Here is a 17877-nt window from a genome sequence, read left to right as displayed (position 1 = left end):
ATGAGGGGGAAAGGATGCGTTTTAAAAATTATATCTGGGATTTTGACGGCACGCTTTATGATACATATGGGGCGATTACGACAGCTTTTTTAGAGAGTTTAAAGTTGTTTGGCATACAAGCAACTCCCAAGGAAGTTTATCAGTTGATAAAAAAAGAATCTGCACGTTTTGCTGCAGAACATTATGTAGGACTTGAGAAAAAACAAGCATTGATGAGAAAATATCAAGAAATAGAGCCTCGTTTGCAAGAGTCGCCGAAACCGTTTCATGATGCAAGAGAAACGTTAGAAAGTATCGTGCAAAACGGAGGGAAGAATTTTGTCTTGACACATCGTGACAACACAGCTCTTGAGTTTTTAAAACAAGACGGTTTGTTTCATTGCTTTACGGACTTTGTGACCGTGGCTGATGATTTTCCGCTAAAACCAGATCCTAGCTCAATTTTACATTTGATGAAAAAGCATGAATTAGCAATTGACGAGACTGTGATGATAGGGGACAGAAAATTAGACGTGCTTGCTGGAAAAAATGCTGAAGTATCCGCTATTTTATACGATATTGACGGATTTTTGGGTGAAATACCCGCTGATTTCACCGTGCATAGTTTAGCTGAAATTTTGTTAATACCGTCTTGTGAAAAGGAAGATTGAAAGAAAAAATAGTTTGCATACTTTTAAGAGCTAGGGAATGGGAATTGTGTTATAATTTAGTAAGAAAAGAAAACTAGAAAGTGTTTCTTGTGGAAATTTTAGAGAGAAACAAGAGATTGAAGGAGATGGAATAATGGAAATTCAACGTTTACAAGAAGTAGTAGAGGCATATCACTATGATATGAAAAATCCAGAAATTGAGGTAGAAACAGAAATTAATGTAGGTTTGACGCCACTCGAAGATTTTGAGGGAACACCTGAGAAAAGTACGGCGATTCTTGCACGCTTGCAATTTCGTCTGATTTTCCCTGATTATGTGATTTCTGGTTCAGTTTCACAAGTGAATTTTGTCATCAATCGTGAAATCAACGAACAAACTGATATTACTCAACAAGAAGTAGAAGAACTTGTTTCCCCACTTTTCAACATTGTGAAACGTATGACGTATGAAGTGACAGAAATTGCAATGGACGAACCGGGCTTAGAGTTGAAATTTGAGGCAAATGCACCAACAGAATAGGGTTTCAAGAAACTTTATAGAATTTGGAGAGAGCTATGAGTGAAAAAACAACTCTTTATATCGTTCGTCATGGAAAAACAATGTTCAACACGCTAGGTCGTGCTCAAGGTTGGAGTGATACACCACTTACGCCATTTGGTGAAGAGGGGATTCATGAGCTTGGTGCAGGACTAAAAGCGGAGAACATTCCATTTAAAGCAGCATTTTCTTCCGATTCAGGACGTACGATTCAGACAATGGATATTATCATGGAACATCTGGAATATCCGAACATTCCTTATCTTCGAGAAAAAAGGATACGTGAATGGTGTTTTGGGTCAATGGACGGAGGATTTGACGGAGAACTTTTCGACGGGATTCTGCCAAGAACAGATGCTTACAAGGGCAAAGATTTAGACAATTTGTCGTTTGAGGATATTGCTCGTGGGATCATGGAGATTGATACAGCAGGCTGGGCGGAGCCTTGGGAAAAGATAAAAGATCGTATTTATACAGGATTTGAAGATATTGCTCACAAACTTCATACAGACGGCGGTGGAAATGCTTTAATTGTTTCACACGGCATGACGATTGCGACTTTTTGTCATTTGGTACACCCAGAAAATCCACGTGTTCGTGGATTGGATAACGGAAGTGTGACGATTGTAAGCTATGACGGCGAACAATTTACCGTAGAAAACGCAGGTTTGATGAAATACCGTGAAATAGGACGAAAACGATTAGCTAAATAAATCGAAAAACGCATTTCCGAACGAGGAGGTGCGTTTTTGTAAAAAATTAACATTTTTAGTTTTTATTCCTCGAAGTATTGAGTATAATAAAGAGGAAAACATTCGCTTTTTGAGGAGGAAATCATGGTTTTAACAGATATAGAAATTGCACAACAGGCGACATTGACGCCAATTAAAGAAATTGCTGAAACAATTGGGTTAGTAGAAGATGATTTAGAACTTTTCGGTAAATATAAGGCAAAATTAAGCATGGAAAAAATTAACGCATTGAAATCGAATGAAAATGGTCAATTGATTTTGGTAACAGCGATTAATCCAACACCAGCAGGGGAAGGGAAATCAACGGTTACAATCGGTTTAGGAGATGCACTCAATCGCCTTGGAAAGAAAACGGTGATTGCACTTCGTGAGCCTTCTTTAGGACCTGTGATGGGAATTAAAGGCGGAGCAACAGGTGGAGGAGCGGCACAAGTTTTGCCAATGGAAGATATTAATCTTCATTTTACTGGGGATATGCACGCTATTACAACGGCAAATAATGCACTTTCAGCATTGCTTGACAACCATGTTCAACAAGGCAATGAGCTAAATATCGACCTAAGACGCACAATTTGGAAACGTGTGGTAGATTTGAATGATAGAGCATTGCGTAAGGTGGTCGTAGGATTAGGCGGTGCAATACAAGGTGTTCCTCGTGAAGACGGATTTGATATTACGGTAGCAAGTGAAATTATGGCAATTCTTTGTTTGGCACGTGATATTACCGATTTGAAACAACGTCTGGGAAACATTGTGATTGGCTATACTTATACTCGTCAGCCTGTTTTTGTGCGTGATTTAAAAGTGGAAGGTGCTTTGGCTTTGCTTTTGAAAGATGCAATTAAGCCCAATTTGGTTCAAACGATTGAAAAAACACCCGCTTTTGTGCATGGCGGTCCGTTTGCAAATATTGCACATGGTTGCAATTCAGTTCTTGCGACTACGACGGCATTAAAATTGGGAGACTATGTTGTAACTGAGGCTGGTTTTGGTGCAGATTTGGGAGCAGAGAAATTCCTCGACATCAAAGTACCTAATTTACCAAAAGCCCCTGATGCTGTTGTCATTGTCGCAACGATTCGTGCGTTGAAAATGCACGGCGGAGTATTGAAAAGTAATTTGCAAGAAGAAAATGTCGAAGCATTAAAGGTAGGCTTTGCGAATCTGGAAAAACATATCGAAAATATTCAATCGTTCAACGTACCAGTTGTCGTTGCTATCAATGAATTTCTTACTGATACAGAAGAAGAAATTTTGACTCTTCAGCAATTGTGCGAAGAAAAAGGCGTCAAGATTGCTCGTTGTTCAGTTTGGGCAAATGGCGGTGCAGGAGGAGTGGAACTTGCGAAAGCTGTGTTATCTGAAATGGAGGGAACAAGCAAAGAATTTTCACCAGTCTATGATGTCAATGACTCTATCGAAGAAAAAATAACAGCAATAGTGCAAAAAATTTACGGTGGCAGGCAAGTTCATTTTGAGAAGAAAGCAAAAATGCAAATGAAGAATTTTGCTCAATACGGTTGGGATAAATTGCCTATTTGCATGGCGAAAACTCAATATTCGCTCTCGGACGACCCGACACTTTTGGCTCGTCCAAAAGATTTTGATATTACCGTTCGAGAACTCGTGCCAAAGCTTGGTGCAGGTTTTATCGTTGCTTTGACAGGAGACGTTATGACAATGCCGGGACTTCCTAAAACACCAGCTGCTCTTAATATGGATGTGGATAGTGTGGGGAATGCGATTGGGTTGTTTTAACATTCTCAAAAAAACGTTGCTTTATTCAAAGAAATATTATAAAATATTTATCGAATACTAATGAATTTTAATCAACTTGGGAGGTATAGAATGAAACCAAATCAAACAGTGGAAGAATTATCACAACTTGCTTGGGATAACGGTGAAGCGAAAAAAGGTATGTATGCTATCGTTCGTGAAAATGATTGTTTGACGTTATTGTTGCGTAAAGAAATGTTAGCAAAATTTAGAGTGACAGGCTATCAACAAGGTGTTTTAGAGGCAAACGAGGCAAGCACAAAAGCACAAGACCTTGCAGTTCGTACATTTGTTGGTTACTTCACAGGAGAGTTTAAATAATTGGTTACAATAACCCGATACTCATATTTATCGGGTTTTTTGCTATAATAAAAGATAACAATCAAAAAATAAGGACAAAAATCAGGTGAAGAATATGCAAAAAATCTTTATTGTAGAGGACGATGAGCAGATTGTGACTTTGTTGGATAAGGCACTTTCGAGTTGGAATTTTGAAATTGAGAGTGTTGGAGATTTTCAGCAGGTGGCAAAAGAGGTTTTGGCGAGCAATCCAGATTTAGTTTTAATGGATATTACGTTGCCATTTTATAATGGTTTTCATTGGACAAATGAAATTCGTAAACTCTCGACGGTTCCGATTGTTTTTATTTCAAGTGCAGGGGACAATATGAACATGGTGTTGGCGATGAACATGGGAGCGGACGATTTTGTGACAAAACCGTTTGATATTGCGGTTTTGACGGCAAAAATTCAAGCTTTGCTAAGACGGACATATGTGTTCAAAAAGGAAACATCGACGTATGAATTTTTGGATTTTCAGCTAGATATAGAGGATACGGTGCTGAAAAAAGGAAGTGAGCAGGTTGAACTTTCGAGAAATGAGGTAAAAATATTGAGCTTGCTTTTTCAAAATGTTGGGCAACTTGTGACGAAAGAGGAGATTATGGAAAAACTTTGGGAAGATGAACATTTTATTGACAAAAATACTTTGAGTGTGACGATGACGCGACTTAGGAAAAAGTTGTTGGAACTAGATTTTGCCAAATATATCCAAACAATTAAAGGGAAAGGGTTTAGTTTAGGTGAATAAATGAGCAAGAAGAAAATAATTTTTGATTTTTTTCACAGCAATCGTTATTTCTATTTCTTGCTTTTGCTTGTGGTGTTTTCTTTTTTTGGCACATTTTTTCTTGAAAATGTACCGTTAGCTCCTTTCTTAGATGCGTGTATTTTTGTCTTGTTTTTTGCTAGTATTCTTACAATCTATCAACTGACAAAAGTATTTGCCAAACATAAAGTGATTGAGAGAGCGAAAAAAGATACGAAATTAATGGATTTCCGTGATTTTGTTGAGCCAAATTCAACAGAGGAAAGTCTGATAGACCTTGCTCGTCAACTGCGTAAAGAGCAGATACAAGAGATGAACTTAGCTTTTCGTGAACGGCAGCAGATGATTGATTATTACGGTATGTGGAGTCATCAAATCAAAGTGCCGCTTGCAGTTATTGACTTAATGGTGCAAACGAAGGAACTTGATCTTGATGTGTTAAAAGATGAGTTAATTTACATCAATCAATATATTGAGTTGATAATGCAGTATGTTCGCATGAACAATACGGAGACGGATTATGTTTTTGCTCCTGTTGAGTTGAACAAAATGGTGAAAGCAAGTATAAAAAAATACGCACGTTTTTTCATTAAAAAAGATTTGACAATTGAGCTAGAAGAGTCTGAGGCAAGTGTTGTGACCGATGAAAAATGGTTGCAATTTGTTTTTGAGCAAATTTTGTTTAATGCGATAAAATATACTAAAACTGGCGGAGTGAAAATTTGTATGAGCGAACAATCGCTATCTGTTACGGATACGGGCATTGGTATTTTAGCCGAGGATTTACCACGTATTTTCGACCCTGGTTTCACAGGATTAAATGGTCGGTTGGATAAAAAAGCGAGCGGGCTAGGGTTGTTTATGTCGAAGGAAATTTTGACAAAATTAGGACATGAAATTAAAATTACTTCACAAATAGGCGTGGGGACAACGGTGGTGATTTATTTTAATAGCAATCACTAAACAAACAAAAAACGCACGAAATTCTTTTTCTATTTCATGCGTTTTTTGTTGCTTATTTTTTATAAACTTTCAAGACTGCTGGAGTTACTCCAGCAACTAAAATTGCTGCGATGATTGCCTCTGCAAGTGAGTTGGTAGCAACAATTGACGTGAGGACGGTTTTGAGCCCCCAGCCTAAAATTTTGCCAAAAATAACATAAATTGCAGAAAGTACAAAGATAGTATTTGTCATTGAACCTACAATTCCGCTAATGCTTAAACCAATGCGTGAAGGCTTTTTGCTAGAGAATAGTTTGTAGATAAAATAAGGCAATATACCAACTAAAATACGTGGGACAATCGCAATAAGTAACGAGCGGACATCACCATGTGTGCTGTTTGGAACAGGCAAAAAAGGTGTAAATAAAAAACTTGTTGGTCCAGCAGTTACGGTTGCAATGGTTACACTGTTAATTCCCCACCAAAGTCCAAGCAAACCGCCAAGTCGTGGTCCTAGGACAATGGAAGCGATAATGACTGGAATGTGTAAAATAGTGGGTTTAATCAAAAACGGCCAATAGACCAAAAAGATTTGATTTAACACTCCAAGCACCGTAATCGTTGCGATAAACATTGCGACAATTGCCAATTCATTTGTTTTTTTGTTTCTCATAAAATCCCCTTTTCTTAAAAATATTATCATAATCAGCAAAATGTATTTACTTTATAATAAGTGTAGAGAAAGAAAAGTAAAAAGTAAAACAATTTACTTGTAAAATTTGGAAGAAGAAAAATAATGTTCGTTTTTTAGATTTCTTTTCGGACAATGGATAAAATTTTTTCCACTTCCTCTAAAGCTCCACGCCCTACATCGCCGCAAGCAAGCATTGCCTCACGTGGTTCAATTTCTTTCCAGTCTAGCTCTTTTAAGGTGTTTAAATTGCGTTGCACGATTTTATTTGCGTACATTTGCGTATTCATTGCAGGAGCAATCAATTTTGGAACCTCATCTCTTACAGCGAGTGCAACAGTTGAGAGCATATCGTCAGCAATGCCATTTGCCAATTTGCCAATGATATTTGCACTTGCAGGAGCGACTATTAATAAATCTGTGTTTTTTGCGAGTTCAATATGATTGACTTTCGTCGTTTCCACTTCCTCTAGCACGTCAACATGCACGTGATTTTTTGATAGCACTTGTAAAGTAAGAGGCGTGATAAATGCTTGTGCAGAACGGGTCATTACGACTTCTACGTGAAAGCCGAGCTTGGTTAAGCCATTTGCAATATCCGCTGCTTTATAGGCAGAAATAGACCCAGAGACACCGAGTAAAATTGTTTTTTTATCATTTTTCATAATATTCCCCTCGTTCTTTTATTTTTTTGAAAATAATTTCTGCGATTTCTTTTTTTGTATTCACTTCGGTTAAGTTCTTTTCATTTTCAATTAGCATTCCGTAATGCGTATCATTTGTTATTTTTGTCAAATCATTTGCAAGCACAAAATCAGCATTATTTTTCTTTAAATTTTCTAATCCCACACGTAAAAGTTCTTCGCGTGGTACGTCAACAAGCAATTTAAAACCAACAAGCAAAGTATTTGGTTGAATTTGTTTAATCATTTGAATGATTTTCGGTGTTTTTTCAAGTGTTACCACGAGCATTTCGGCATTGCTTGAGATTTTTTTATTTTTGCTATTGTCTGTTGCAAGAGTTTCAAGTGTGCGTTCGATTTGCGAAATATCCTTGCTTTTCTGTAAATTTTCAGAAAGAATACTCGCAAATTCAGAGCGTTCAAGTGTTGATTTCACACGGTAATCACTCACTGCCATTGCGTGAATGACCGCAGTATAGCGATTGTTCTGCAATAAATCCTTTATTTTTTCTTCGAGTTCACGAGTTGTTTGGATAACGTGTAACGCTAAATTTGTAGTAGTGGCAGGTTTGACAGCGTGTTTGGTCGTAATAAAATCCACACTCGCTCCGTTTTTCAGAAAAATTTCAGCAAGTTCTCTTCCTAATTTTCCAGTCGAATGATTGGTAATTCCGCGAACAGAATCAATCGGCTCAGTTGTGCCACCAGATGTAATCAATATTTTCATAAATTCCCCTTATATATGTTATTTATTTTGCCTATTATATCATCTTCTATCCCGTGAGTACAACATTCAGTAAAATAGGAGAATGAGTTTTTTTGGATAAATGTCGTTTTTTAGAAGAGTTCATAATTTATTTATAAAAATTTTAGTCGTTATTTCCTCGTAAATTTGTTAAAATAGGTATCGCTGGTTATGCTGAGGCTTAGTTTACAATGAAGTTTAAGGAGGGGCAATGAGAAAATGACCCAAGAAATTATTCGTTTTGAGAATGTATTGAAAAGATTTGATGATGCAAGCGACCCTGTTTTGAAAAATATAAATTTGGAGATGGAGCGTGGAAAATTTTATACACTGCTTGGTGCAAGTGGAAGTGGAAAATCGACACTACTTCGCATGATTGCAGGGTTTATCGAGGCAACGGAGGGAGATATTTACCTCAACGACAAGAGAATCAATGACGTTCCAGCAAATAAGCGACCTGTGAACACGGTGTTTCAAGACTACGCACTTTTTCCGCATATGAATGTGTTTGAAAATGTCGCATTTGGCTTAAAGCTGAAGAAATTACCTAAGCCAGAGATTGAAAAGAAAGTTGCTGAAGCACTTCGCATGGTGCATTTGGAGAAATTTTCAGATAGAGAAATCACACGACTTTCTGGAGGGCAACGACAGCGTGTGGCGATTGCACGTGCCATTGTCAACGAACCAGAAGTCTTACTTTTAGACGAACCACTTTCTGCACTTGATTTGAAATTGCGTACGGAAATGCAATATGAATTGCGTGAGTTGCAGCAGCGACTTGGAATTACCTTCGTTTTTGTTACACATGACCAAGAAGAAGCACTTGCAATGAGCGACTGGATTTTCGTGATGAATGACGGTGAAATCGTGCAAAGCGGTACGCCTGTTGACATTTATGATGAGCCGATTAACCATTTTGTTGCGGATTTTATTGGTGAGAGCAATATTATTGCAGGTGTAATGATTGATGATTATTTGGTGGAAATCAACGGCAAACGTTTTGAGGCAGTGGACGGTGGAATGAGGAAAAATGAACCTGTCGAAGTCGTCATTCGTCCAGAAGATTTGGTGATTACGACTGAAGAAAAAGGGAAAATAACTGTCAAAGTAGATTCACAACTTTTTCGTGGCGTGCATTATGAGATTATCGCCTATGACGAAGAGGGCAATGAGTGGATGATTCATTCTACAAGAAAAGCTGCCGAAGGCGAAACAATCGGTTTAACTTTTGAGCCTGAAGACATTCATATCATGCGTTTCAATGAAACAGAAGAAGAATTTGATGCACGTATCGAAGAATATGTAGAGGAAGAAGTCATTCCAGAAAGTGAAGTGACGGCTATTCCTCCAGATGAGATGGAGGGGTAGAATGAAAAAACTACGATTATTATACGCAACTCCTTATTATGCTTGGCTTTTATTCTTTGTTCTAGCACCTGTTCTTTTGATTGTTTACCAAAGTTTCTTTGGTATTGATGGGAAATTTACACTTGCGAATTATCAGAGTTATTTCACGCAAATAACCTACTTAAAAATGACGGTCAACTCGGTCTGGTATGCGTTTTTGATTACGATTTTTGCATTGTTGATTAGTTATCCGACCGCTTTTTTACTGACAAGACTCAAGCACAAACAACTTTGGTTAATGTTGATTATTTTGCCAACATGGGTTAATTTGCTACTCAAAGCGTACGCATTTATCGGCATTTTTGGCAAATTTGGGAGTATCAACCAGTTTTTAGAGCTTTTTGGTATCGGTCCCTTCCAGATTTTGTTTACAGATTTTAGCTTTTTATTTGTTGCTACTTATATTGAGTTGCCGTTTATGATTTTGCCAATTTTTAATGCACTGGAAGAAATGAATGCTTCTTTGCTTGATGCGGCAAGTGATTTGGGTGCGACACCTGTTGAAACGTTTCGACACGTCATCTTCCCTCTTTCGCTTAGTGGGGTGAAAAGTGGCGTACAGGCAGTATTTATCCCCTCACTTTCTTTGTTCATGCTGACGAGATTGATTGGCGGGAACCGTGTGATTACGCTTGGTACAGCGATTGAAGAACATTTTCTCGTTACGCAAAACTGGGGCATGGGGTCAACAATTGGGGTTGTGCTAATATTGGCAATGCTCCTTGTTATGATTTTAACAGGTGAAAAACGCAAACGTGTGAAAGGAGGAGCGAAAGGATGAAAAAATGGAAAGTGTCCAATCTTTATTTGTTTGCTGTTTTCTTTTTGCTTTACGCACCGATTTTTTATTTGATTTTCTACGCATTTAATGACGGGGAAACGATGAATAGTTTTACAGGTTTCTCTCTTGCTCACTTTGAGGAACTGTTTTCAGACTCACGTTTGCTTTTGATTGTAGCGGAAACTTTTTTACTAGCATTTTTATCTGCATTGCTTGCGACATTTATCGGCACTTTTGGTGCAATGGGGATTTATTATTTGAAAAAGCGACGCAATCGTAATGCGATTTTGGCGATGAATAATATTTTACTTGTTTCTCCAGATGTTATTATTGGAGCGAGTTTGTTGATTTTCTTTACATTTATTGGCTTTAAGCTAGGATTTTCAAGTGTATTGCTTAGTCATATAGCGTTCAGTATTCCAATTGTCGTGCTAATGGTTTTACCGAAACTTTATGAAATGAACGATACGATGATTGATGCAGCAAGAGATTTAGGAGCGAATCATTTTCAAGTGTTGCACAAAGTAATTTTACCAACACTCACCTCAGGCATTATTGCAGGTTATTTTATGGCATTTACTTATTCGCTAGATGATTTTGCGGTGACATTTTTTGTTACGGGGAATGGATTTACGACCCTTTCTGTTGAAATTTACTCTCGAGCTAGACAAGGGATAAATCTTGAAATCAATGCACTTTCAGCCTTAGTGTTCGTCTTTTCAATGATTCTTGTGATTGGTTATTATTTTATCTCAAAAGATACGCACAAGCAAAGAGGGGAGGAGAAGTAGATGAAAAAGTTGGAAATGTTGATGTTAGGCATTGTTGCGATCATTCTCTTTTTGTTTTTTACCGTTCGTCACCTCGAAAGTCAGACAGGAGCAACAAAGGATAACGTGCTGACCATTTATAACTGGGGAGACTATATTGATCCTGCTTTGATTAAGAAATTTGAAAAAGAAAGTGGTTATAAAGTCTCTTATGAAACATTCGACTCGAATGAGGCGATGTTTACCAAAATTCAACAAGGTGGGACAGCTTATGATATTACCATTCCAAGTGAATATATGATTCAAAAAATGAAAAAAATGAAACTCCTCGTGCCTCTTGACCATAAAAAAATCAAAGGTTTGGAAGAAATTGAACCGAGATTTTTAAATCAACCGTTTGACGAAAACAATGAGTATTCTATTCCATATTTTTGGGGAACGCTTGGGATTGTTTACAATGACCAAATGGTTGGAAAAAATCCTCCAGAGCATTGGAATGATTTGTGGCAAGAAGAATATCGCAATAACTTGTTATTGATTGACGGAGCTAGAGAAATAATGGGCTTGTCGCTGAACTCATTAGGGTATTCGCTGAACGCAAAAAATCTCTCAGAGCTTGAGCGTGCAAGTGAAAAGTTAGAAAAATTGACGCCAAACATTAAAGCAATTGTTGCCGATGAAATCAAAATGTATATGGCACAAAATGAGGCAGCAGCAGCAGTTACATTTTCTGGCGAGGCGAGTGAAATGATGAGCAATAACGAACATTTGCACTACGTTATTCCACCAGAGGCAAGTAATCTTTGGTTTGATAATATGGTGATTCCTAAAACGGTGAAAAACATTGACGGGGCGTACGCATTTATTAATTTCATGCTAAAAGCAGAAAATGCCGCTCAAAACGCTGAATATGTGGGCTATGCCACACCAAATGAAAAAGCAAAAGCCTTGTTGCCAAAAGAAGTACGTGAGGACAAGCAATTTTATCCAGAAGAAAAAACACTAGAAAACCTCGAAGTCTACCAAGACCTAGGCAAAAAATGGCTAGGAATCTACAACGACTTATTTTTGCAGTTTAAAATGTATAGGAAGTAATAAGAAAAGCGAAGAGGGGCGTTTTGAAGTCTGTGGAAGTGAGCCGTGCCGTTTACTTGATCGAAACGCAAGTTTCGATCGGCACTGCGAACATCCACCAGACTTCAGCCCCTCGCAGCTAGACACAGAAAGGCGAAGAGGGGCGTTCAGGAGGTTGCGACAGCGAACCATGTCGTTTATTTACTCGCAACGCTAGTTGCGAGCGACATTGAGAGCAGTCGCCAAACTTCAGCCCTTCGTAGCTAGACACAGAAAGGCGAAGAGGGGCGTTAAGGGTTGTTTGAGACCTTGCGACCAATCCCCCACAACACCTCATAGCCCACAAAGAAAACCTCACGACTATAAAAAATCGTGAGGTTTTATCATTTTCATACAAAAAAACGACCCAAAGGGTCGCAAATTCTCACAGTTTCAATGTGTTTTTACACACGTTCTACTTTGCCTGATTTCAAAGCACGAGTTGAAACCCAAACTTTTTTAGGTTTGCCGTCAATAAGTACACGTACTTTTTGAAGGTTCGGTTTTACTGTGCGTTTTGTTTGGTTCATCGCGTGAGAACGATTGTTACCAGCAGTTGTTTTACGTCCAGTAAAGTAACATACCTTTGCCAATGTGATTCTCCTCCTTTTATACTAAAATACCTCTAGCCGATTTAGACAACCTCGACTAAAGGAGAGGTTGCGGCTTTTGTTTCATGAGCTGAACACTCATACTTAAAAACTTTACCATAGCTAAAACTATTTTGCAAGTGTAAAAGATATAAGTTTGACAAAAACGGAAAAATAAAGTAAATTAACAAGGTTGAAGAAAGTTTTTAGTTTATCTTGAGCATAAATTAGAATACAAATATCCTACTTCATGTTAAAATAAAATAACAATAATATGGGGGTGTACTTATGGCAGTAACCATTCAAACACAACAAGGAAGTATTGAAGTAAGCAATGAGGTCATTGCAACAGTTGTAGGAGGTGCAGCGACAGATATTTACGGTATCGCAGGTATGGCAAGTCGTCACCAAGCAAAAGATGCACTCAATCGTGTGTTAAGAAAAGAAGATTATTCAAAAGGCGTTGTTGTGCGTCAAGAAGAAAATGGCGTAGCAGTGGATGCGTATATTATCGTGACTTACGGCACAAAAATTTCTGAAGTATCACGTAATGTGCAAGAAAAAGTGAAATATAATCTTGAGAGTATGTTAGGTGTTTCAGCAAACAGTGTAAACATTTTTGTGCAAGGTGTAAAAGTGCTGGCAGAATAACAGTAAAAAATAGAAAATAACCAGATAGGTGGCACATCTCGCCCCTTTTTCTAGGAGGATATAGTAAAGTGAGTGTAAAAGAAATCAATGCCAGCTTATTCAATGAAATGGTGCAGGCAGGTTCTCAGCGTCTTTCAAAAAATGCAGAGTATGTGAATAGTTTAAATGTTTTCCCGGTGCCAGACGGTGACACGGGAACGAATATGTCGCTTTCCATGACGACAGGTGCAAAAGCAGTAGCAGATGCAAAAACAACGCATTTTGGCGAATTGGCACAAATATTAAGTAAAGGCTTGTTAATGGGTGCAAGAGGCAATAGCGGTGTGATTCTTTCGCAATTATTCAGAGGTTTTTCAAAGGCGATTGTAGGAAAAGAAGTATTGACGGCAAGTGATTTGTCCGTTGCGTTTAACGGTGGGGTTCAAACAGCTTATAATGCAGTGATGAAACCTGTCGAGGGAACGATTTTGACAGTTTCACGTGGTGCGGCTATTTACGCGGAGCGTGCGGCGAAGAATACGGATGATGCAATTGAAGTGATGCAGGCAGTTGTCAAAGGAGCGAAAAAAGCTCTTGCCAAAACTCCAGAAATGCTTCCTGTGCTAAAAGAAGTTGGCGTTGTAGATAGTGGAGGTCAAGGATTATTGTTTATCTATGAAGGATTCCTTGCGGCTATGACGGGCGAATATTTGGAAAGTGAAGAATTTCAGCCAAATCCCGGCACAATGGATGAAATGGTAAATGCAGAACATCACAAATCTGTTGCAGGCCACGTTGCCACGGAAGATATTCAATTTGGCTATTGCACGGAAATTATGGTCGCAATTGGCAAAGGACCTACTGCCGTTGAACAGTTTGACTATGATACATTTAGAAATTATTTAAACGAAAAAGGGGATTCTCTTTTAATGGTCAATGATGATGAAATTATCAAAGTTCACGTGCATACAGAAGACCCCGGAAGTGTGTTGCAATATGGTCAACGTTTTGGCTCACTTATCAAAATAAAAGTTGACAATATGCGTGAGCAACATGATGCTCAAGTAGAAAAAGAACAAGCTCAAATTATCACACCACGTGAACGTGTACCTTATGCAATTATTGCAATTGCAGCAGGAGACGGTCTTGCGGAATTGTTCCAATCAATGGGAGTCAGTTATGTGATTAGTGGCGGACAAACGATGAACCCGTCAACAGAGGACATTTTACAGGCAATCAAAGAAGTCAACGCTGAAAATGTGATTGTCTTGCCAAACAATAAAAATATCTTTATGGCAGCAGAAGCTGCAGTAGCAGAAGCAGATGTGCCAGCTGTTGTTGTGCCAAGTCGCACGGTTTCACAAGGAATGACAGCACTTTTGAGCTTTAATGACACACAAAGTTTAGAAGAAAATAAAGAAATTATGACAAATTCTCTTGAAGACGTGGTAAGCGGACAAGTAACAACAGCGGTTCGTGACACGACAATCGAAGGCGTTGCAGTCAAAGAGGGTGATTTTATTGGTATGGTAGACGGAAAAATTGTTGTCAGCGTGCCACAGATTGTAGAAGCGAGTATTCAAACGCTTGAAAAAATGATAATAGACGAAACCGAAATCGTAACGCTTCTTGTAGGTGAAGGAGCGAGTACGGAAGACACCGAAGCAATTACGACACTTCTTGAAACAAAATACCCTGATGTAGAGTTAGAAGTACACCAAGGAGGGCAACCAGTTTATCCGTATTTGTTTAGTGCGGAGTAAAGAAAAAAAGAAAAGCGAAGAGGGGCGTTTTGAAGTTTGCAACAGTGAGCCACAGTATTTACTTGCTGGAAACGCAGTTTCCAGTGCTGTTGTGAACAGTTGCCAAACTTCAGCCTCTCGTAGCTAGACACAGAAAAGCGAGAGGGCGTTCAGGAGTTTGTCGTAGTGAGCCATGCCATTTACTTGCTTGAAGCAAAGCTTCAAGTGGCATTGCGAACAGCGACCCAACTCCTGCCCCTCGTAGCTAGACACAGAAAAGCGAAGAGGGGCGTTTTGAAGTTTGCAACAGTGAGCCGTGTCGTTTATTTAATCGCAACGTTAGTTGCGATCGACACTGCGAACAGTTGCCAAACTTCAGCCTCTCGTAGCTAGACAAAGAAAAGCGGAGAAGTGCGTTTTGAAGTCTGTGGCAGTGAGCCACGTCGTTTATTTACTGCTACACTTCGTTTCGCATATAGTCTTTCTAAGAATCAAAGATTCTTGAAAGACTAGCATTGAAACGAAGTTTCAAGCGACGTTGTGAACAGCCACCAGACTTCAGCACTTCGTAGCTAGACAAAAAACGCATGAATTCATTCTTTCATGCGTTTTTCAATACAAACTAAAATAGGCGGAGAATTTTTCTGGTTGATAAATTGGTATTCAAGCACTTGGTATTCTTCTTGAGGAAGAGTTCGTGCGAAATGTAACACAGCTTCTTTTTCCTGTTCGCCACCGTCATGACCATAGTAGAGGACAAGGAGAATCCTTCCGCCAGAAAGCAGGTGAGTAAGCATGCACTTTAGGCTTTTGAGCGTGCTTTCTGATTGGGTAATGATTGTTTTATCACTTTTCGGCAAATAGCCGAGGTTAAAGACGGCACATTTTAAGTTGTGCTGTAAATAATTGCCGACATTTTCATGGCTTTCTAAATGCAACTGAGCGGTTAATTGTTGCTCTTTAAGACGTATTTTTGTATTTTCGACTGCCAATTCTTGCACGTCAAACGCATGAACACAGCCGGTTTCTCCAACAAGACTGGCAAACAATGCGGTATCATTTCCATTGCCCATTGTAGCATCTACGACAGTGTCGCCATTATTGACGATTTCACGAATTAATTTATGTGAATATCTTAACGCACTTTCTAGCATAATTCTCTAGTTCCTCCGCTTTTTCTTATGTCAAATTTTCCTTGGTAACTTTTGCGTTTTTCTAACTCTGTATCAATTGCATTCAGTACTTCCCACTTGTTTAAACTCCACATTGGACCGATAAGTGACTCTCTTGGAGCGTCTCCTGTTAAGCGGTGAATGATGATGTCTTGAGGAATGATTTCGAGCTGGTCACAAATTACTTGCACATATTCCTCCATGCTCATCAATTTTAGACGACCTTCATGGTAATCACGCATCATTTTTGTTTGAGTCATTAGGTGCATGAGATGAAGTTTTACCCCTTGAATATCGCTATCCAAAATCATTCTGCGACAGTTTTCAAGCATCATCTCGGGTGTTTCGGTAGGCAAACCGTTGATTAAATGAGTGCAAACACGAATATTGTGTTTCCGCAAACGTTCCACAGCGTCAAGGTAGACTTCATAACTATGTGCTCGATTGATGAGATTGCTCGTTTCTTCATAAGTTGTTTGCAAACCGAGTTCGACCCAAAGATAGAGTCGTTCATTTAATTCTGCAAGATATTCGATTGTTTCATCAGGTAGGCAATCTGGTCTTGTGCCAATGGAAAGCCCAACAACGCCGTTCAAATTAATCACTTGCTCGTACCGTTCACGCAAAATCTCCACAGGTGCGTGCGTGTTTGTGAAATTTTGAAAATAGACAATGTATTGTGAGACATCACGCCATTTTTTGTGCATGAAATTTACCTCGGTGAAAAATTGTTCACGCAAAGGAGCATTTGGCTCTAAAATCATATCGCCACTTCCGCTGACAGAACAAAAAGTACAACCGCCATGAGCGACCGTGCCGTCACGGTTTGGGCAATCAAATCCGCCGTCAATAGGGACTTTGAAAATTTTCCCGCCAAACTCTTCACGCAAAGCACCATTCCACGTACGGTAACGTTTGGTAGAATCATAAAAATTTGGAATCATTTGTAAACCTCTCATTTCTGTAACCCTTTAAAACGCCAAACAAATCTTTTTTCCTCAAAATAAGGATAAGTAAACAACAGCCAACTCGTACTCAAAAGAAATCCGCCGAGAACATCACTCGGGTAATGCACACCAACATAAATGCGGCTAATAAGCACGAGAATGAGCAGAAATAGGCAAATGGTTTGTGCCATTTTCATTTTATCTTTTATCCATAAAGGAAAGAAGAAAAAGAAACTCCCAAAAAATAACGTTGCAAAAACAGAATGTCCGCTCGGGAAACTAAAAGAAGTTTCCACGACTAAATGCGTAATGGAAGGTCTTTCTCGCTGAAAAATGTGTTTGAGTAATGGGTTAGCAACGACTGAAAGAATAACAGTAGAAGTTAGTAACCAAACAATCTCCATTTTTCTTTTGGCGAGAAATAAAAGAATACAGACCAAAATGAGCAATACGCCCCCTTGAATTTGGTTGAAACAACTGGTAAAGTTGATGAAAAACGCATCTAAAAAAGGGGTGCGAACCCCACGGATAACACTTTGAATTTGTGTATCAATGGGAAGAATGTTTTGCTCGTAAAATTTGATTGTATAACCTAAAATAACAAAAATTAACAATGTAAAACTGGCGGCTAATTGATAGTTTTTTCTATTTTTCACAAGAATCTCCTTGGATTTTTTATTTTATTGTATCACATGATGTAGATTAGGAGAGTTTTTTTATTTTGCAAATAGAGTTTTTGCGTAAAAGAAAAGCGTAGAGGGGCGTTTTGAAGTTTGCAACAGTGAGCCATGTCGTTTATTTAATCGCAACGTCAGTTGCGATCGACATTGCGAACAGTTG

Annotated in this window: 21 protein-coding genes; 14 read left to right on the top strand and 7 right to left on the bottom strand. The window is 38.7% G+C overall.

Annotated elements, in window-relative coordinates; genetic code table 11:
• The first annotated feature begins 14 nt into the window (after positions 1-14).
• From B5D30_RS00315 to B5D30_RS00285, 7 genes are all read left to right on the top strand, one after another.
• Entirely contained in the window at positions 15-650 is a 636-nt protein-coding gene (locus B5D30_RS00315) for an HAD-IA family hydrolase (RefSeq protein WP_159443143.1), read from the top strand.
• Between the two features lie 133 nt (positions 651-783).
• The gene (locus B5D30_RS00310) at positions 784-1170 is read left to right on the top strand and encodes a DUF1149 family protein (RefSeq protein WP_078806027.1); all 387 of its coding nucleotides are present in this window, start codon (positions 784-786) and stop codon (positions 1168-1170) included.
• 35 nt (positions 1171-1205) lie between these two features.
• Positions 1206-1901, top strand: coding sequence for a histidine phosphatase family protein (locus B5D30_RS00305; RefSeq protein ID WP_078806026.1), 696 nt, complete (start codon positions 1206-1208; stop codon positions 1899-1901).
• A gap of 123 nt (positions 1902-2024) precedes the next feature.
• The gene (locus B5D30_RS00300; RefSeq protein ID WP_078806025.1) at positions 2025-3698 is read left to right on the top strand and encodes a formate--tetrahydrofolate ligase; all 1674 of its coding nucleotides are present in this window, start codon (positions 2025-2027) and stop codon (positions 3696-3698) included.
• 90 nt (positions 3699-3788) lie between these two features.
• A complete protein-coding gene (locus B5D30_RS00295; RefSeq protein ID WP_078806024.1) occupies positions 3789-4037 on the top strand; it encodes a hypothetical protein in 249 nt (82 codons plus the stop codon).
• 94 nt (positions 4038-4131) lie between these two features.
• Entirely contained in the window at positions 4132-4806 is a 675-nt protein-coding gene (locus tag B5D30_RS00290; protein ID WP_078806023.1) for a response regulator transcription factor, read from the top strand.
• Positions 4807-5787 carry a sensor histidine kinase gene (locus tag B5D30_RS00285; RefSeq protein WP_078806022.1) on the top strand — a complete coding sequence of 327 codons (981 nt, stop codon included), beginning with the start codon at positions 4807-4809 and terminating at the stop codon, positions 5785-5787.
• A gap of 52 nt (positions 5788-5839) precedes the next feature.
• Here B5D30_RS00285 and B5D30_RS00280 read toward each other — a convergent pair whose 3' ends face one another.
• The 3 genes from B5D30_RS00280 to B5D30_RS00270 all read right to left on the bottom strand — a co-directional run bounded on the left by B5D30_RS00280 (position 5840) and on the right by B5D30_RS00270 (position 7867).
• Positions 5840-6439: an ECF transporter S component gene (locus tag B5D30_RS00280; RefSeq protein WP_144399427.1), complete on the bottom strand. Its 600-nt coding sequence runs from the start codon at positions 6437-6439 to the stop codon at positions 5840-5842.
• A 134-nt stretch (positions 6440-6573) separates the two neighbouring features.
• Positions 6574-7122, bottom strand: coding sequence for a phosphopantothenoylcysteine decarboxylase (gene coaC, locus B5D30_RS00275; protein ID WP_078806020.1), 549 nt, complete (start codon positions 7120-7122; stop codon positions 6574-6576).
• Complete coding sequence (locus tag B5D30_RS00270) at positions 7112-7867, bottom strand: phosphopantothenate--cysteine ligase (RefSeq protein ID WP_078806019.1); 756 nt, start codon at positions 7865-7867, stop codon at positions 7112-7114. Before B5D30_RS00270 ends, coaC begins: the two co-directional genes overlap by 11 nt.
• 237 nt (positions 7868-8104) lie before the next feature.
• Here B5D30_RS00270 and B5D30_RS00265 point away from each other — a divergent pair, with 237 nt between their 5' ends.
• Genes B5D30_RS00265 through B5D30_RS00250 form a run of 4 tightly spaced genes read left to right on the top strand, consistent with a single transcriptional unit; the run spans position 8105 to position 11938 of the window.
• Entirely contained in the window at positions 8105-9253 is a 1149-nt protein-coding gene (locus B5D30_RS00265) for an ABC transporter ATP-binding protein (RefSeq protein ID WP_078806018.1), read from the top strand.
• A gap of 1 nt (position 9254) precedes the next feature.
• Positions 9255-10073, top strand: coding sequence for an ABC transporter permease (locus B5D30_RS00260; RefSeq protein WP_078806017.1), 819 nt, complete (start codon positions 9255-9257; stop codon positions 10071-10073).
• Positions 10070-10864, top strand: a complete 795-nt coding sequence (locus tag B5D30_RS00255; RefSeq protein ID WP_078806016.1) for an ABC transporter permease — start codon at positions 10070-10072, stop codon at positions 10862-10864. The genes B5D30_RS00260 and B5D30_RS00255 overlap by 4 nt, the downstream gene beginning before the upstream one ends.
• Positions 10865-11938 (top strand): ABC transporter substrate-binding protein, encoded by a 1074-nt coding sequence (locus tag B5D30_RS00250; RefSeq protein ID WP_078806015.1) that lies wholly within the window; start codon positions 10865-10867, stop codon positions 11936-11938.
• Between the two features lie 422 nt (positions 11939-12360).
• Here the strand turns inward: B5D30_RS00250 and rpmB are convergent, their stop codons facing one another.
• Positions 12361-12549, bottom strand: coding sequence for a 50S ribosomal protein L28 (gene rpmB, locus B5D30_RS00245; RefSeq protein WP_078806014.1), 189 nt, complete (start codon positions 12547-12549; stop codon positions 12361-12363).
• Between the two features lie 285 nt (positions 12550-12834).
• On the opposite strand from rpmB, the gene B5D30_RS00240 reads away from it, so the two are divergent.
• From B5D30_RS00240 to B5D30_RS13040, 3 genes are all read left to right on the top strand, one after another.
• The gene (locus tag B5D30_RS00240; RefSeq protein ID WP_078806013.1) at positions 12835-13197 is read left to right on the top strand and encodes an Asp23/Gls24 family envelope stress response protein; all 363 of its coding nucleotides are present in this window, start codon (positions 12835-12837) and stop codon (positions 13195-13197) included.
• A 68-nt stretch (positions 13198-13265) separates the two neighbouring features.
• Positions 13266-14939 (top strand): DAK2 domain-containing protein, encoded by a 1674-nt coding sequence (locus B5D30_RS00235; RefSeq protein WP_078806012.1) that lies wholly within the window; start codon positions 13266-13268, stop codon positions 14937-14939.
• 165 nt (positions 14940-15104) lie between these two features.
• Positions 15105-15311 (top strand): hypothetical protein, encoded by a 207-nt coding sequence (locus B5D30_RS13040; protein WP_144399426.1) that lies wholly within the window; start codon positions 15105-15107, stop codon positions 15309-15311.
• A 200-nt stretch (positions 15312-15511) separates the two neighbouring features.
• On the opposite strand, the gene B5D30_RS00230 is transcribed toward B5D30_RS13040, so the two are convergent.
• The 3 genes from B5D30_RS00230 to B5D30_RS00220 are packed head-to-tail and all read right to left on the bottom strand — an operon-like array spanning position 15512 to position 17693.
• The gene (locus B5D30_RS00230) at positions 15512-16072 is read right to left on the bottom strand and encodes a tRNA 5-(aminomethyl)-2-thiouridylate-methyltransferase MnmM (RefSeq protein ID WP_078806011.1); all 561 of its coding nucleotides are present in this window, start codon (positions 16070-16072) and stop codon (positions 15512-15514) included.
• Positions 16066-17034, bottom strand: a complete 969-nt coding sequence (locus tag B5D30_RS00225; RefSeq protein WP_078806124.1) for a tRNA modification radical SAM protein MnmL/YtqA — start codon at positions 17032-17034, stop codon at positions 16066-16068. The genes B5D30_RS00230 and B5D30_RS00225 overlap by 7 nt, the downstream gene beginning before the upstream one ends.
• An 11-nt stretch (positions 17035-17045) precedes the next feature.
• Entirely contained in the window at positions 17046-17693 is a 648-nt protein-coding gene (locus B5D30_RS00220) for a phosphatase PAP2 family protein (RefSeq protein ID WP_078806010.1), read from the bottom strand.
• Positions 17694-17877: the final 184 nt, after the last annotated feature.

This window comes from Pilibacter termitis (assembly GCF_900167335.1).
Taxonomy (GTDB): Bacteria; Bacillota; Bacilli; order Lactobacillales; family Streptococcaceae; genus Pilibacter; species Pilibacter termitis.
The sequence above is the reverse complement of the archived record's forward strand: the minus strand, read 5'-3'. Positions and strand labels throughout refer to the sequence as shown.

Bases quoted from the DNA above. Each gene is read 5' to 3' on its own strand.
- B5D30_RS00315 (WP_159443143.1), top strand. From the start codon at position 15: ATGCGTTTTAAAAATTATATCTGGGATTTTGACGGCACGCTTTATGAT.
- B5D30_RS00310 (WP_078806027.1), top strand. From the start codon at position 784: ATGGAAATTCAACGTTTACAAGAAGTAGTAGAGGCATATCACTATGAT.
- B5D30_RS00305 (WP_078806026.1), top strand. From the start codon at position 1,206: ATGAGTGAAAAAACAACTCTTTATATCGTTCGTCATGGAAAAACAATG.
- B5D30_RS00300 (WP_078806025.1), top strand. From the start codon at position 2,025: ATGGTTTTAACAGATATAGAAATTGCACAACAGGCGACATTGACGCCA.
- B5D30_RS00295 (WP_078806024.1), top strand. From the start codon at position 3,789: ATGAAACCAAATCAAACAGTGGAAGAATTATCACAACTTGCTTGGGAT.
- B5D30_RS00290 (WP_078806023.1), top strand. From the start codon at position 4,132: ATGCAAAAAATCTTTATTGTAGAGGACGATGAGCAGATTGTGACTTTG.
- B5D30_RS00285 (WP_078806022.1), top strand. From the start codon at position 4,807: ATGAGCAAGAAGAAAATAATTTTTGATTTTTTTCACAGCAATCGTTAT.
- B5D30_RS00280 (WP_144399427.1), bottom strand. From the start codon at position 6,439: ATGAGAAACAAAAAAACAAATGAATTGGCAATTGTCGCAATGTTTATC.
- coaC (WP_078806020.1), bottom strand. From the start codon at position 7,122: ATGAAAAATGATAAAAAAACAATTTTACTCGGTGTCTCTGGGTCTATT.
- B5D30_RS00270 (WP_078806019.1), bottom strand. From the start codon at position 7,867: ATGAAAATATTGATTACATCTGGTGGCACAACTGAGCCGATTGATTCT.
- B5D30_RS00265 (WP_078806018.1), top strand. From the start codon at position 8,105: ATGACCCAAGAAATTATTCGTTTTGAGAATGTATTGAAAAGATTTGAT.
- B5D30_RS00260 (WP_078806017.1), top strand. From the start codon at position 9,255: ATGAAAAAACTACGATTATTATACGCAACTCCTTATTATGCTTGGCTT.
- B5D30_RS00255 (WP_078806016.1), top strand. From the start codon at position 10,070: ATGAAAAAATGGAAAGTGTCCAATCTTTATTTGTTTGCTGTTTTCTTT.
- B5D30_RS00250 (WP_078806015.1), top strand. From the start codon at position 10,865: ATGAAAAAGTTGGAAATGTTGATGTTAGGCATTGTTGCGATCATTCTC.
- B5D30_RS00240 (WP_078806013.1), top strand. From the start codon at position 12,835: ATGGCAGTAACCATTCAAACACAACAAGGAAGTATTGAAGTAAGCAAT.
- B5D30_RS00230 (WP_078806011.1), bottom strand. From the start codon at position 16,072: ATGCTAGAAAGTGCGTTAAGATATTCACATAAATTAATTCGTGAAATC.
- B5D30_RS00225 (WP_078806124.1), bottom strand. From the start codon at position 17,034: ATGATTCCAAATTTTTATGATTCTACCAAACGTTACCGTACGTGGAAT.